This is a genomic window from Streptomyces sp. NPDC001868 (genome assembly GCF_040297125.1).
GTDB lineage: Bacteria > Actinomycetota > Actinomycetes > Streptomycetales > Streptomycetaceae > Streptomyces.
Map to the genome: position 1 here is coordinate 231,705 of NZ_JBEOYO010000008.1, position 14,298 is coordinate 246,002.

The 14,298-nt window shown below is 71.3% G+C and carries 16 protein-coding genes; 8 read left to right on the plus strand and 8 right to left on the minus strand.

The window, feature by feature from the left end; genetic code table 11:
• Positions 1-5 precede the first annotated feature (5 nt).
• The 3 genes from ABT147_RS13000 to melC1 all read right to left on the minus strand — a co-directional run bounded on the left by ABT147_RS13000 (position 6) and on the right by melC1 (position 1,804).
• On the minus strand, positions 6-458 hold the full coding sequence (locus ABT147_RS13000; protein WP_351405030.1) for an SRPBCC family protein: 453 nt from the start codon (positions 456-458) through the stop codon (positions 6-8).
• Positions 459-554: 96 nt separating this feature from the next.
• A complete protein-coding gene (melC2, locus tag ABT147_RS13005; protein ID WP_351405032.1) occupies positions 555-1,379 on the minus strand; it encodes a tyrosinase MelC2 in 825 nt (274 codons plus the stop codon).
• A 44-nt stretch (positions 1,380-1,423) separates the two neighbouring features.
• Positions 1,424-1,804, minus strand: a complete 381-nt coding sequence (gene melC1 / locus ABT147_RS13010; RefSeq protein ID WP_351405034.1) for an apotyrosinase chaperone MelC1 — start codon at positions 1,802-1,804, stop codon at positions 1,424-1,426.
• A 337-nt stretch (positions 1,805-2,141) separates the two neighbouring features.
• Here melC1 and ABT147_RS13015 point away from each other — a divergent pair, with 337 nt between their 5' ends.
• Positions 2,142-3,353 carry an FAD-dependent monooxygenase gene (locus ABT147_RS13015; protein ID WP_351405036.1) on the plus strand — a complete coding sequence of 404 codons (1,212 nt, stop codon included), beginning with the start codon at positions 2,142-2,144 and terminating at the stop codon, positions 3,351-3,353.
• Between the two features lie 27 nt (positions 3,354-3,380).
• Here the strand turns inward: ABT147_RS13015 and ABT147_RS13020 are convergent, their stop codons facing one another.
• Positions 3,381-4,007, minus strand: coding sequence for an alpha-ketoglutarate-dependent dioxygenase AlkB (locus tag ABT147_RS13020; RefSeq protein ID WP_351405038.1), 627 nt, complete (start codon positions 4,005-4,007; stop codon positions 3,381-3,383).
• Positions 4,008-4,113: 106 nt separating this feature from the next.
• A complete protein-coding gene (locus ABT147_RS13025; RefSeq protein ID WP_351405041.1) occupies positions 4,114-4,791 on the minus strand; it encodes an AIM24 family protein in 678 nt (225 codons plus the stop codon).
• 103 nt (positions 4,792-4,894) lie between these two features.
• Here ABT147_RS13025 and ABT147_RS13030 point away from each other — a divergent pair, with 103 nt between their 5' ends.
• Positions 4,895-5,575 (plus strand): NUDIX domain-containing protein, encoded by a 681-nt coding sequence (locus ABT147_RS13030; RefSeq protein ID WP_351405043.1) that lies wholly within the window; start codon positions 4,895-4,897, stop codon positions 5,573-5,575.
• 73 nt (positions 5,576-5,648) lie between these two features.
• On the opposite strand, the gene ABT147_RS13035 is transcribed toward ABT147_RS13030, so the two are convergent.
• Positions 5,649-6,560 (minus strand): LysR family transcriptional regulator ArgP, encoded by a 912-nt coding sequence (locus tag ABT147_RS13035; RefSeq protein ID WP_351405197.1) that lies wholly within the window; start codon positions 6,558-6,560, stop codon positions 5,649-5,651.
• Between the two features lie 81 nt (positions 6,561-6,641).
• Between ABT147_RS13035 and ABT147_RS13040 the strand changes: the two genes are divergently transcribed.
• From ABT147_RS13040 to ABT147_RS13065, 6 genes are all read left to right on the plus strand, one after another.
• Positions 6,642-7,247 (plus strand): LysE/ArgO family amino acid transporter, encoded by a 606-nt coding sequence (locus ABT147_RS13040; RefSeq protein ID WP_502983084.1) that lies wholly within the window; start codon positions 6,642-6,644, stop codon positions 7,245-7,247.
• A gap of 123 nt (positions 7,248-7,370) precedes the next feature.
• The gene (locus ABT147_RS13045) at positions 7,371-8,693 is read left to right on the plus strand and encodes an MFS transporter (protein ID WP_502983082.1); all 1,323 of its coding nucleotides are present in this window, start codon (positions 7,371-7,373) and stop codon (positions 8,691-8,693) included.
• Positions 8,694-8,759: 66 nt separating this feature from the next.
• The gene (locus ABT147_RS13050) at positions 8,760-9,728 is read left to right on the plus strand and encodes an aldo/keto reductase (RefSeq protein ID WP_351405050.1); all 969 of its coding nucleotides are present in this window, start codon (positions 8,760-8,762) and stop codon (positions 9,726-9,728) included.
• 335 nt (positions 9,729-10,063) lie between these two features.
• Positions 10,064-10,462, plus strand: coding sequence for a hypothetical protein (locus ABT147_RS13055; protein ID WP_351405052.1), 399 nt, complete (start codon positions 10,064-10,066; stop codon positions 10,460-10,462).
• Positions 10,459-12,282 (plus strand): FAD-dependent oxidoreductase, encoded by a 1,824-nt coding sequence (locus ABT147_RS13060; protein WP_351405054.1) that lies wholly within the window; start codon positions 10,459-10,461, stop codon positions 12,280-12,282. Before ABT147_RS13055 ends, ABT147_RS13060 begins: the two co-directional genes overlap by 4 nt.
• A 56-nt stretch (positions 12,283-12,338) precedes the next feature.
• Positions 12,339-13,190, plus strand: coding sequence for a hypothetical protein (locus ABT147_RS13065; protein WP_351405056.1), 852 nt, complete (start codon positions 12,339-12,341; stop codon positions 13,188-13,190).
• Positions 13,191-13,238: 48 nt separating this feature from the next.
• Here ABT147_RS13065 and ABT147_RS13070 read toward each other — a convergent pair whose 3' ends face one another.
• Both ABT147_RS13070 and ABT147_RS13075 read right to left on the minus strand, forming a co-directional pair.
• On the minus strand, positions 13,239-13,739 hold the full coding sequence (locus ABT147_RS13070) for a hypothetical protein (RefSeq protein ID WP_351405057.1): 501 nt from the start codon (positions 13,737-13,739) through the stop codon (positions 13,239-13,241).
• A 105-nt stretch (positions 13,740-13,844) separates the two neighbouring features.
• On the minus strand, positions 13,845-14,279 hold the full coding sequence (locus ABT147_RS13075; RefSeq protein ID WP_351405059.1) for a MarR family winged helix-turn-helix transcriptional regulator: 435 nt from the start codon (positions 14,277-14,279) through the stop codon (positions 13,845-13,847).
• Between the last annotated feature and the right edge of the window lie 19 nt (positions 14,280-14,298).

Here is a 14,298-nt window from a genome sequence, read left to right on the forward strand (position 1 = left end):
GGGCGTCACAGGACGGTGCCGCGCCACTCCCCGGTCGCCCGGCCGCGCTCCTCGATGAACTTCTTGAAGCGCTCCAGGTCGCCCTTGGTCTGCCGCTTCACGACCCCCAGCTTGTCGGCCACCTTCTCGGCGGTGCCCTCGGGCTGGAACTCCATCTGGAGCATCACCTTCGTGCGCTCGGGGGAGAGGTGGTGGAAGGTGACCACGCCGGCCTGCCGGGCCTCACCGGCGACGGTCGTCCACGCGACCCGCTCGTCCGGGATCTGCTCGGTGATCTCCGCGTCGAACTCCCGGTGCACGCCGTCCACCTTGGTCACCCAGTGCGTGAGCGTGTCCGAACGCTGCTCGATCCGCTCGACCCCGCTCATGAACTCGGGGAACGTCTCGAACTGTGTCCACTGGTCGTAGGCGGTCCGCACGGGGACCTGGACCTCGATGGACTCCTCGATCTGGGTCATCGGTCGCCTCCTGACATCGGTTCGGGTGTCGATCGCGTCCGGGTCGCCCCGGGCGCGTCCGAGGCGGGTACCCAGGTCCTCCGTGGATCAACGTGGTCAGGCCGCGTCGAACGTGTAGTGCGCGGTGTGGTCCAGGAGGGCCGCCGGGGTCGTGTCGTTCCACGGCTTCATGGTCTCGTTCAGGTCGACCACGTTCGGCGTCCCGGCGCCCGGCACGTACGCCGAACCCGGGTGCAGGCGCTGCCAGTCGGCCCAGAGCCTGTCGACAAACGCGTGGTGCAGCCAGAAGACCGGGTCGTTGGGGGAGACCCCGGTGCCCATCTGGCCGCCCACCCAGACATGCACCCGGTTGTGGAGGTTCACGCCCCGCCAGCCCTCCAGATGGTTGCGGAAGCCGTCCGAGGCGCTGTTCCAGGGCGCCATGTCGTACGTGGACATCGCGAGCACGGAGTCCACCTCGGCCCGGGTCGGCAACTGCCGTACCGCGCTCCCGAGGGACCGCCGCAGATAGGTGCGGCCGTCGATGCGCACATTGATCGGCCAGTTCCCGGTGGACGCCGCGAACGGCCCGTCCATCACCCGCCCGTCGCGGCTGCGCCCGGTGCCGCCGAGGAAGTCCGGGGCCCACAGCGACGAGCGTGCCGTGCGGTCGGCCGTCCAGTCCCAGTAGGGGAGTGCCACGGCGGGGTCCACGGACTGCAGGGCCCGTTCGAACTCCAGCAGGAATCTGCGGTGCCAGGGCAGGAAGGACGGCGAACGGTGGCCCGTGCGTTCGCCGTTGTCGGTGTCGCCGAGGATGAACGCGTTGTGCGTCGTGACGAACTCGTCGTAGCGGCCCGAGCGCTTCAGCGCGATCAGCGCGTCGGTGAAACGCCGCTTCTCGTCGGCGGTCAGGGTCGCCTGGTTCTTGCGTACGGTCATGGGTCTGCGGCTCCTCGCGGTGGTACCTGTGGTGCGTGTGCGGATCAGTTGAAGGGGACGAGACGGGCGCCCTGGAGTTCGTCGACCGCGGCGCGGGCGGCGGCGCGCGGGGTCGGCACGGGGGAGTAGTGGCTGACGACGCTGATCCAGCTGCCGTCGGCGTTCCGCATCACATGCAGCTCGGCCCCGTCGACGAACACGGCGTATCCGGCGCCGTGATGGTGACCGCCGCCCTCGGTGGCGTGCCCCTGTATCCGGCGGCCCCGGTAGACCTCGTCGAAGGCCTGAGGGTCCTGGTGGCCGCCGTGGTCTCCAGGGCCGCCGTGGTCGTCCGCGACGGCGACGGCGGCGGTGAGCGGGGCGCCGACGGTGACGGCCAGCGCCGCCGCGGCTCCGAGCGCGTGACGGCGGGTGATGTCGGGCATGCGAAAGCCTCCTGGGAAAGGGGGATTGATGACTCGTCATGCCTATCGATCCGATGCGGAACCGGAGAAATCCCAGGAATCCGGTTGGCTGTGATCCGGACAATTAAGTACATGTCGTGCAAGGTTGAACAAAGATGATCTTGCTGTGGCGGCCCTCGGGGGCGGGCTGGAGGGAGATATTCCGCCCGGTGGTGGCGGCGGCGCCGATGATCTTGCGGCAGTCGTGTGAATCGAGTGGCCGGTGTCACGCGGGCAAAGTGACGTGAATCCGGGGCGCGCGAGCGCTGCTACTCTTCGTGGTCAATTGATCGCTTTGCGCAGCGAAATGGGAGTGTGCGTGAAGATCGCGTGCGTCGGCGGCGGACCCGCAAGCCTGTACTTCTCGATCCTGATGAAGCGGCAGGACCCGTCCCACGACATCACCGTCCATGAACGGAACCCGGCCGGATCGACCTACGGCTGGGGCGTGACCTACTGGTCCGAGCTACTCGACAAGCTCCGTGAGAAGGACCCCGAGACGGCCCTCGCCATCAGCGAGAACTCCGTCAACTGGAACAGCGGCGTGGCGTACGTCCGCGACCGGACGACGGTCCAGCCCGGCGACGACGGCTTCGGCATCGGCCGGCGCCGCATGCTGGAACTGCTCGCCGAACGGGCGCGGGCCCTCGGTGTCCGCGTGGAGTACGAGCACGAGATCGCGGCCGACGACCTGCCGGACGCCGATCTCGTCGTCGCGGGCGACGGAGTCAACAGCGCGGTGCGCGAGCGGTACGCCGACCGCTTCGGCAGCGACATCACGCTCGGCCGCAACGTCTACATCTGGCTCGGCACCACCAAGGTCTACGACGCCTTCACCTTCTCCTTCCAGGAGACGGACCACGGCTGGATCTGGGCCTACGCCTATCCGTTCAGCGACGAACAGAGCACCTGTGTCATCGAGTGCTCCCCGAAGACGCTGACCGGCCTGGGCCTGGACCGCCTGGGCGAGGCGGACGGCCTGGCCCTGCTGGAGAAGCTCTTCGCCGAGATCCTGGACGGCCACCCCCTCCTGGGCCGCGCGCAGGACGACGGCACGGCCCAGTGGCTCACCTTCCGCACCCTGACCAACCGCGCCTGGCACCACGGCAACCTCGTCCTGCTCGGCGACGCCGCCCACACCACGCACTACTCCATCGGCGCCGGCACCACCCTCGCCCTGGAGGACGCCATCTGCCTGGCCGAAGCCCTCGGCGACCACCCGGACACCGCGACCGCGCTCGCCGCCTACGAGCGACGGCGCAAGTCCGAGCTGCTGCGACTGCAGAGCGCGGCCCGCCACAGCGCCCAGTGGTACGAGAACATCCACCGGTACATCGACCTGCCCCCGGAACAGATGTTCGCGCTCCTCGGTCAGCGGCACTCCCCGCTGCTGCCGTACGTGCCGCCGCAGCTCTACTACCGCCTCGACCGCGCCGCCGGCCGTCTGGAGGCGCTGCGCCGCCTCAAGCGCTGGCTGGGCCCGAAGCTGGCCCGGTCGTCGCAGTCGCGCGCCCTCGCCGGCCGGAAATAGCGGGCTCCCGGAGGTCTCGGGGGGCCGCTAGCGCACGCCCTGGGGCCGGAACTGGACGCTGATGCGCGGCCCCACCGCCCGCGCCGACTTCGGGATCGCGTGGTCCCAGGTGCGCTGGCAGGAGCCGCCCATCACGATCAGATCGCCGTGGCCGAGCGGGAAGCGCAGGGTCGGTCCGCCGCCGTGAGGGCGCAGCGCCAGATCGCGAGGGTCGCCCACGGACAGGATGGCCACCATCGTGTTCTCCTGGGCGCCCCGCCCGAACCGGTCGCCGTGCCAGGCCACGCTGTCCCGGCCGTCGCGGTAGTAGCACAGCCCCGCCGTGACGAACGGTTCGCCCAGCTCGGAGCCGTAGTGCGCGGAGAGCGCCTCCCGGGCCTCGTCCAGGACGGGGTCCGGGAGGGCGTCCTCGGCGCCGTAGAAGGCGAGCAGCCGGGGTACGTCCACGACCTGCTCGTACATCTGCCGCCGTTCCGCCTTCCAGGGCACCTCCTCGGCGAGCCGGGTGAACAGCGCGTCGGCCCCGCCGAGCCACCCGGGCAGCAGATCCACCCAGGCGCCGGCGCCCAGCTCACGCCGGCGCAGCCCGTCGAGGGGGCCGAGGCGGAGGTCGTCGGACTGGTCGAAGAGGGAGCCCTGGAGGTGCGTGGCCATACAAGCAGCGTACCTCCATATTCGACAATCTGTTCGACTGTGCTGGCTCCCTCCCCGCCCGTGGTGCTCCGGGCCGCTGATCAGTGCTACGGATCGGCGCTGCTGATCAGTGCTGCTGGGCCTTCTGCGGCGTCAGCTCGCTCGGCCGTACGACCACGAAGCCCTCGCCCTCCAGCTTCAGCTGCACGGCCTCCCCGGAGCCGCCCCGGATCATCGAGCCGAAGGACTGGGAGCGGTGCAGCGAGGTGGTGAGGTGGGCCGTCCAGCCCACGACCGCGTCCGTGTCGACGAACACGGGCAGCTGCGGTGAGACCGGGATGACCAGCGGATTGCCGTCGCAGACGAGACCGAGCTTCCCCTGCCCCGTGAAGACGCTGTTGAACAGACCGCCGCCGGTCATACCGGCCCCCTTCACGGTCTTGATCTCGTACGCCAGCGAGGCGTCGAAACAGAGCACGTTGCGGCCGTTGACGGTGAACACATCGCCCGGCTCGATGTCGACGATGAAACAGTTCTGCGCCTCGTGCGCGAACCAGGCCTCGCCCTGCCCGCGCACCGCCATCAGCGGCAGCCCCTCCCCGGTGACCGCGCGCTTGAGCATGCCGCCCATGCCCTGGCCCTTGCGCTCGAACTGCAGATTCCCGCGATAGGCGATCATCGCGCCCTGCCGCGCGAGCATCTCGCCGTTGACGGCGTACTTGATGGACTTGGCGTTCTGCACACTCATCCCCGGCGCGTACGCCGGCTGGATCATGTTCTCGTTGGAAAAGAGATCGCTCTTCATAGGGGCATGCTGTCCCGGACCGTCCGGTTCCGCCAAGCGACGCGCGCGGCAAGCGAATTGAGGTGCCTGACAACGTCTCGCCCGGAATGGTAGAAGCGGACACATGACCAACAAGATCGGCGTCGACCTCCCGGACCGCCGGGGCCGCACCGGGCTCGACCGCACCGGCCGCGACCTCACCGGCAACCCGCGCGTCAAGGTGCGGGACGTGCGACTGCTCTCCAGCCACTGGTACGTGGAGCGCACCACGACCTTCGACTTCCAGCACGCCGACGGCACCTGGAGCACCCAGGAGCGCGAGACGCACGACCGGGGCAACGGCGCCACCATGCTCCTCTACGACACCGAACGCGAAACGGTGCTGCTCACCCGGCAGTTCCGCTACCCGGTGTACGTCAACGGCCACCCCGACGGGATGCTCGTCGAGACCCCGGGCGGCCTCCTCGACGAGGAGGACGAGCATCCCGAGGTCGCCGTGCGGCGCGAGGTCGTCGAGGAGACCGGGCACACCATCGGCGAGATCCAGCACGTCTTCGACATCTACATGAGCCCCGGCTCGGTCACCGAACGCGTCAGCTTCTACGCCGCCCCCTACGGCGCCTCGACCCACACCCACGAGGGCGGCGGCCTCGACGAGGAGGGCGAGGACATCGAACTGGTCGAACTGCCCTTCCGCCGGGCCCTGGAGATGATCCGGAGCGGGGAGATCGCCGACGCCAAGACCATCATGCTGCTGCAATGGGCGGCGCTGGAGGGGCCGTTCAGCGCCGGAGGCAGGGCGTAGAGGGACGGAGGCCTCGGGGGCCGAGCGCCCGTCTCGGCCGAGGACTCAGGCGTCGAGGATCTCGGCCGGGCACTCAGGAGTCGAGCGTCTCGGCCGCCTCGGCGGCGACCGCCTCCGCCACGGCCGTCAGGGCGGGGGAGTCGAGCTTCCACTGCTGCCAGAACAGCGGGGCGTCCACGGTCCGCTCCGGCGCCAGATGGACGAGCCGTCCGGCGTCGAGCAGCCGCTCGGCCTGCGCGGCGGGCACCATGCCCCAGCCCATCCCGGCGGTCACGGCGTCGACGAACCCCTCGGACGTCGGTACGTAGTGCCGTCGGGCACCGGCGGGACGGCCCCGTGTCAGCCTTCGTACGAAGGTGTTCTGGAACTCGTCCCGCCGGTCGAAGAACACGACCGGCGCGTCGGCGATCAGGTCCTTCAACGGCACACCCGAGCCGATGCCGAGCCACCGCTCCGCGAAGGCGGGAGCGGCGCAGGGCACGTACCGCATCCGGCCGAGCGGCCGGACCGAGCAGCCCGCCACGGCGTCCGGCGCCGAGGTGACGGCGGCCATCACCAGCCCCTCGCGCAGCAGCCGGGCGGTGTGCTGCTCGTCCTCGCGGAGCAGTTCGTAGCAGGGGCGCAGGTCCTCGGGCACCCGGGTGAGGGCGGGCAGGAACCAGGTGGCCAGCGAGTCGGCGTTCACCGCGATCGACACGCGGGTGGTCTCCCCGGCGCCCGTCATGCCGAGCGCGGTGTGCGCGTCGTGTTCGAGGCGGGCCAGCTGGCGCGCGAACCGGACGATCACCTCACCGGACTCGGTCGGCCGCACCGGCTTCTCCCGGATGAGCAGGACCCGGCCGACCCGCTGCTCCAGCGCCTTGACCCGCTGGCTGACCGCCGACGGCGTCACATGCAGGGCACCGGCCGCCGCGTCGAACGTTCCTTCGTCCACCACCGTGAGCAGGGTGCGCACCAGATCGAGCGGGAGCTGAGTCGGAGACATCACGATCGCTAATGATACGTAAGAATCTTTAGCTGTACGCGGGGCGAAGGTTTTCCTAGCGTCGTGGGTGTGTTCAGCGAAATGACCGCCCTCGCCGCCGGATTCGGCACCGGCCTCTCCCTCATCGTCGCCATCGGCGCCCAGAACGCCTTCGTCCTGCGCCAGGGACTGCACCGCGACGCCGTGCTCCCGGTGGTCGCCATCTGCGCGCTCTCCGACGCGGTGCTGATCGCCCTGGGGGTCGCCGGGGTCGGCGCGGTGGTCGTCGCGTGGCCCGGCGCGCTGCGGGCGGTCGCCCTGGTCGGCGGCGGCTTCCTCCTGGTCTACGGCGCCCTGGCCGCCCGCCGGGTCCTGCGGCCCGGCGACGACGCGCTGCGCACGGAGAGCGGCTCGGCGGGCTCGGTGCGCCGGGCCGTCCTCACCTGTCTGGCGCTGACCTGGCTCAACCCGCACGTCTACCTGGACACCGTGTTCCTGCTCGGCTCCATCGCCTCCGACCGGGGGCCCCTGCGCTGGACCTTCGGTCTCGGCGCCGTCTTCGCCAGCCTGTGCTGGTTCGCCGCCCTTGGCTTCGGCGCCCGGCTGCTCAGCCGCTTCCTGGCCCGCCCGTCGGCCTGGCGGGTCCTCGACGGGCTGGTCGCGGTGACGATGCTCGCGCTCGGCGGGATGCTGATCGCCGGGGCCTGAGCCCCCTGACATGTCCGTACACCGACACGATGTGAGACGGCCGGGACACCGCCTGTTCCGGCGGCGGTGATCTCCGCGATAGTGGTGCCCGTATCGAAAGATGTATCGAGCATCAGGATGCCCGTGGACACCACCAAGAGCAGCGCCGGCGACGACACCGCACCGGAGGGCGACGACACCGCGCCCGAGGGCGCCTCACCGCAACCACCCCGCCGGGGCTGGCGCCGCTGGGCGATGGACACCCGCCCGCTGCGCCGCCCCGCCTACCGGCGTCTGTGGTCCTCGACCATCGTCACGGCCGTCGGCAGCCAGCTGACGGCCGTCGCCGTGCCCAAGCAGATCTACGACATCACCGGCTCCTCCGCCTGGGTCGGCTACGCGAGCCTCGCCGGTCTGCTGCCCCTGGTGGTGTTCGCGCTGTGGGGCGGCGCGGTCGCCGACAGCGTGGACCGCCGCACCCTGCTGCTCGTCACCAACACCGGGATCGCCGTCACCTCGGTGCTGTTCTGGGTCCAGGCCGTCACCGGCCTCGAATCCGTGTGGGCGCTGATGGTCCTGCTCGCCCTCCAGCAGGCGTTCTTCGGCCTCAACTCACCCGCCCGCAACGCCTCCGTGGCCCGGCTCGTCCCCGCCGGTGAACTGGCCGCCGCCGCGGCGCTCGGCTCGACCGTGATGCAACTCGGCCTGGTCGCCGGGCCGTTGCTCGCCGGCGCCCTCATCCCGGTCATCGGCCTCGCCGAGCTGTACCTGATCGACGCACTCGCCCTCTGCATCACCCTCTGGGCCGTCTACAAGCTCCCCGCCCTGCCACCCCTGGACGGCGCCACGACCAAACGGGCCGGCTGGCGGGAGGTCCTCGCGGGCTTCCGCTACATCGCCCTGCACAAGGTGCTCCTGCTGTCCTTCCTCGCCGACATCATCGCCATGGTCCTGGGCATGCCCCGCGCCCTCTTCCCCCAGCTGGCCGACACCACGTACGCGCCCTACGGCGAAGGCCTCGCCCTCGGCCTGCTGTTCGCCGCGATCCCCATCGGCGCCGTCGTCGGGGGCCTGATGTCGGGCACCTTCTCCCGCTCCCAGCGGCACGGACTCATGGTCATCGTGGCCGTCATGGCGTGGGGCGCGGCCATCACCGGCTTCGGGCTGACCACCAGTCTCTGGTTCGCCGTACTGTTCCTCGCCGCCGCCGGGGTCGCCGACATGGTCTCCATGATCTTCCGCGGGGCCATCCTGCTGTCCGCCGCCACCGACGAGATGCGCGGCCGGATGCAGGGCGTCTTCACCGTGGTCGTCGCCGGCGGCCCCCGTCTCGCCGACGTCCTGCACGGCACCGCCGGCGCGGCCTTCGGCGCCCGTACGGCCGTCGTCGGCGGCGGCCTGCTCGTCATCGCCGCGATGCTGCTCCTCGCCTCGGTGACACCGGCCCTGTGGCGGTACCGCATCTGACCGGTCGGCACCTCCGCACTTCCGTACGCTTGTCAGCCGCACACCCCACAGGCAGGAGTCGCAACGATGGAGTACGTGAAGCTCGGTTCGACGGGTCTGGACGTGTCCCGGATCTGTGTGGGATGCATGAGTTTCGGCGTCCCCGGCCGAGGCACGCACGAGTGGACCCTGGACGAGGAGGCCTCACGCCCTCTGATCCGGCAGGCGCTGGACGCCGGGATCAACTTCTTCGACACGGCGAACGTCTACTCCGACGGCACCAGCGAGGAGATCGTCGGCCGTGCGCTCAAGGAGTTCGCGCGGCGTGAGGAGATCGTCCTCGCGACCAAGGTGAACGGCGCGATGCACCAGGGCCCCAACGCGTGGGGCCTGTCCCGCAAGGCGATCATGACGGAGATCGACGACAGCCTGCGGCGCCTCGGCACCGACTACGTGGACCTCTACCAGATCCACCGCTTCGACCCGAACACCCCGGTCGAGGAGACGATGGAGGCCCTGCACGACGTGGTGAAGGCGGGCAAGGCCCGCTACCTCGGGGCGAGTTCGATGTACGCCTGGCAGTTCGCCAAGATGCAGCACACCGCCCGCCTGAACGGCTGGACGCGGTTCGTGTCCATGCAGAACCACTACAACCTCCTCTACCGCGAGGAGGAGCGCGAGATGCTCCCGCTGTGCGCTGACCAGAGCGTCGCCACCCTGCCCTGGAGCCCGCTCGCCCGGGGCCGCCTCACCCGAGACTGGGACACCGTCACCGCGCGCACCGAGACCGACAACTTCGGCAAGACCCTCTACCAGGAGGGCGACCGCGAGATCGTCGACGCCGTCACCCGGATCGCCGACGAGCGCGGGGTGCCCCGGGCCCGGATCGCCCTCGCCTGGCTGTCGAGCCGCCCCACCGTGACCGCCCCCATCGTCGGCGCCACCAAGCCCCACCACCTCGACGACGCCGTGGCCTCACTGGACGTCACCCTCACGGAGAAGGAGATCGAGGAGCTGGAGCGGCCGTACACACCGCGCGCGATCAGCGGCCACTGAGCCGGGGCGGCGCTCGACCACGGGTTCACCCGCGTTGGAGCACCGCTGTAGGAGTTCTCTCTCTACGGTTCTCGCGTGTGCACGGGGGGTCCCGGCCTCATGTGCGCTGCACCCGTTGTCTCGGCGCCCCCTGCGGCACGCGGTCGCGGGCGCCGAGCCTGGTGAGTGGCTCGCCCGTCCCGCTCGGGGCATCCGGGGTCGTCAGGCGTGGCCTGAGCGTGGCAACGGCCCGCGACCTGGGCGCGCCGGGCCTCAGCGCTCACCATCGCGTACGTTTCCGGCCATACGGGGGCGGCACAGCATGGTCGACGAGCCACAGGGGCACCGATGCCCTCGTGCAGACAACAGACGAGACGGCCGACTTCACGGCACTGTCGCAGGAGTTGACCGGATTCGACGAGGCGACGCTGCGGGGCACGGGACTCGCTGAAACCTACCTGGCAGTGGCCGCCGAGCGACTGGGCCGGGACCGATTGGGGCGGCTGCTGGGGGCGGGCGGAGACCCGCTCGGCGAGCTGGACGACGACCTGCTCGGTGCCGCCCGCGCCCTCACCCACCTGTGGTACACGGGCAGTTGGCCGGATCCGTCACCCTTCGTGGTGTCGGCGCGGGCCTACGCCGAGGGGCTGGTCTGGAAGGCGGCAGGGCTCGCCGCTCCCGCCACCGCACCCGGCGGCTACGGGAGCTGGGCCGCCTCCCCGTCATCCTCCCCCTCCCGGGCGGGCTCCCGGTGAGCCACTACGACGTGATCGTCGTGGGCGCCGGGGTCGCCGGCTCGCTCGTGGCGAAGGAACTGAGCCGCCGGGGTCGCCGTGTCCTGGTCCTGGAGGCCGGGGAGCGCGTCACCGACCCCGTGCGAGGCCACCGTGAGGCCCTCGACCGGTACGCCACGGCATCCGCGAAGGTGCCGGGCTCCGCCCACCGGCCCCACCCGGCCGCCGACTGGCCCGAGGTCACCGACCTGACGGGCACGGACGGCGACCCGGGATTCCGGGCGGCCGGCCATCTGTTGCAGGACGGCCCGCTCCCGTACGCCAGCGGCTACGTCAGGGCCAACGGCGGCACCGGCAACGTCTGGACGGGCCTCGCCCCGCGCATGCTGCCGGAGGACTTCGACACCGAAGCCTTCGGGTACGGGCGCCGCTGGCCGCTCAGCTATGACGACCTGGAGCCCCATTACCGGGCGGCGGAAGGGGAGTTGGGGGTGGCCGCCGACACCGACGAGCAGCGCGCGCACGTGGGGCTAGGCTTCCCCGAGGGCTACACCTTCCCCATGCGGGCTCTGCCCGCCAGCCACCTGGACCGCCTCCTCGCCGCAAGCCTCGACGGACGGTACGTCAAGGATCCGGTGACCCTGGGCGAGGTCGAACTGCGGCTGGTCGGCACCCCGCAGGCCCGTAACGGCGTGCCCGACCCGGGCTACGACGGCGGGCGCGGCTACGTTCCGCGCGGCGCCCAGGGGCGGCCCGACCCGGCCAGCCGGTGCGTGGGCAACGCGACGTGCATCCCGCACTGCCCCTCGTACGCGAAGTACACCCCGCTCAAGACCCAAGGACAGTGGGGGAGTTCGGTCACGCTCGTGGACCGGGCCGTGGTCAGCCGCGTGCTCGTCGACGGGAACGGGCGCGCCACGGGCGTGGAGTACCTCTCGTACGACGGTCGGGCCACGCGGGTGCAGGCCGTCGTCGTGGTCCTCGCCGCGCACGCCATCGAGAACGCCCGACTGCTGCTTCTGTCCCGGCTCGCCACCCGCAGCGGTCAGGTCGGCCGCAACCTGATGGACCACCCGGTGCTGCTCACCTGGGGCCTCATGCCGGAAGCGGTCGGCCCTTATCGCGGGCCCGGGTCCACCTCGGGCTTCGAGGGTTTCCGCGCCGGGCCCGAACGGCGCGCGCGGGCGCCCTTTCGCATCGAGGTCGGCAACTGGGGGTGGGCGTGGGCCAAGGGCTCGGTGGACGGTGATGTAGCCCAACTCCTGCACGAAAAGGGTCTGTTCGGAGCCGAGCTGCGACGCGCCGTCGGGGACCGGGTACGCCGCCAGTTCGCCCTGCAGTTCGAGATGGAGCAGGGCGCCGACCCCGCCAACCGTGTCACCCTCCACCCGCACGCACGCGACCAGCTCGGCCTGCCCCGCCCCCAGGTCACCTACGACCTGTCGGACCACGTCAAGGACGGCATGGTCGCCGCCAAGCGCGCGTCCGACCAGATCTTCGCCCTGCTCGGCGCCGAGGACCACACCGACTACGAGCCCCCGGCGGCGTGGCCCGGCCGCTTCGAGCGCAAGGGCCGCCTCTACGGCTATCGCGGCGCCGGCCACGCCGCCGGCACCCACATCATGGGCGACTCCCCGCGCACCTCGGTGGTCGACTCATGGCAGCGGTGCTGGGACCACCCCGGCCTGTACGCCGTGGGCTGCGGCAGCATGCCCTCCGTCGCCACGTCCAACCCGACGCTGACCATGGCCGCCCTCGCCCTGCGCAGCGCCCGGCGCATCGAGGCCGACCTCACCGAACGGGAGCGCCCCGTCGCGCTCACCCCGGACGCCCCCGCATGAGTACCCCACGTACGCCATGTACCCCCACGGACCCCCCGTACCCCAGGAGTGCCCGCATGAGCCCGCTGCCCCTGCCCCCCGTCGCCGAGCCCTTCCAACTTCCGTTCCATTACGGTGCGTTGCACAACATCGGCATCGACTGGCTCACCGAGGCGGAACCGGTCCGGAACCTGCTCGCCAAGCATCACCCCGCCCTGACCGCCGCCACTTTCGACGGCCGGGCCCTGGTCTCGCTCAACTACCAGCTCTACTTCGCGCAGTACGCGTTCGGCGGAGGCGTCACCCAGGAGATCGAGTACAACGTCATCGCCTTCCCCACCGCCCAGGCGGACCGCGTCCCCGAGCTGACCTACGCGCAGTACGCGCAGGGCTGGGACCAGACGAAACTCCTCGGCATCGCCCGCATCCACGTCGTGTGCGACAACCCGTACGCCATCACGGCCGGACGCGTGCTGTACGCCGAGCCGAAGTATCCGGGCTGGTTCGAGGTCGACCTGCCGTCCCTGAACGGCCCGGCGGGCGAGACCTGGACCGTGCACTGCAAGGCGGCCGAGGTGGCGGACGACACGCTGGTGCGTGAGGACACCCACCTGGTCTCCCTCAGAGCCGAGCTGGACGGCCTGACGGCCACTCCCGCCAACAACACCCCCATCACCGGCTACGGCACCGACACCGACGGCCGGGCCCTCGCGGGCCCCATGAACGTCTACCAGCCCTATCGCTGGTTCGACCTGAGCGCCCCGCACCACACCGACCGTGTACGCCTGACTGTCCACTCCCACGACAACGACCTCGGCCGCGACCTCCACCATCTGCTCGGTGACACCCGCGCCGCCGGCGCCTGGACCTACCAGTCACCCCCGGTGGCCGCCCACAACCGGCCCTACTACCTGGGCTCCCAGGACTGAAGGACTCCTTGGAGCGCGACCGCCTCACCCGCTTCGCGAGAGCGGGTGTCACAGGCGGGCGTACTCCAGGCGCACGGTGGTGGCGAGGCGGGCCAGGGCCTCCTCGGCGCCCTCGCGGTCGGTCTTGTCGAGGAGGGCGAGTGCGTCGGCGGCGGCCACGCGGACCCGCTGGGGGACCTCGTCCAGCGCGGCCATGCGGTAGGCGATGGTGCGGCGGGCCGCGCGCTCCTCGGCGCTGACGCCGTCCGGTCCGGTGCGGGGGAAGACGGCGGCCTCGTAGGCGGTCACATGGATGAGTACGCCGTGCGCGATGCCCTCGGCGTAGCCCCGCTGCCCGGCCTGCCGCTGGGCCATGGCGAAGTGCGCCATGGCCCGCCGCCGCACGATGAGCGAGCCCACCATCCCGACGAGCCCGGCGCACACGGCCGCCCCCAGGGCGACGAGACCGCCGCCGATCAGCGCGCCGATCAGGGCGCCGCCCGCCATCAGCAGACAGGTCAGCCCGGTGGTCAGCATCAGCAGGGCGCGCGCGGGAGTGAAGGAGGCCATGGCGTGCAGTGTCTCAGCCCCGGCCGGGTGCCCGAGCGGTGGGCCGGTGGGGGAGGGGGCGACGCGGTCCGTGCCGGACGGTCGGACGGCGCCCCGCGCGGCGGGTCATTCGCCGCCGGAGGGCCCCGGACGCTCCAGGCGGGACAGCCAGGTCGTGAGCACCGTTTCGAGTGACCCGGCCTCGTCCGGCGCCAGCAGATCCAGGAGGCGCCGCTCGTTGCGCATGTGCGCCGTGAACGCCTCGTCGATCAGCTCGCGCCCCGGCCGGGTGAGGGCGACGATCCGGCCGCGCTGGTCGTCCTCGGCGCGACGGCGGGTCACGAGCCCGGCCCGCTCCAGCCGGTCGATCCGCTTCGTCATCGCGCCGGTGGTGACCATGGTGTGGGCGGCGAGTTCGCCCGGTGCCCGCTCGAAGGGCTCACCGGCACGGCGCAGGGTGGCGAGGACGTCGAACTCGCCCTCGCTGAGCCCATAGCGGCCGTAGACGAGACACAGTTCCTCGGTGAGCCGGTCCGCCAGGCGGTGCAGCCGGCCGATCACTCCCTGCGGGCCGACATCG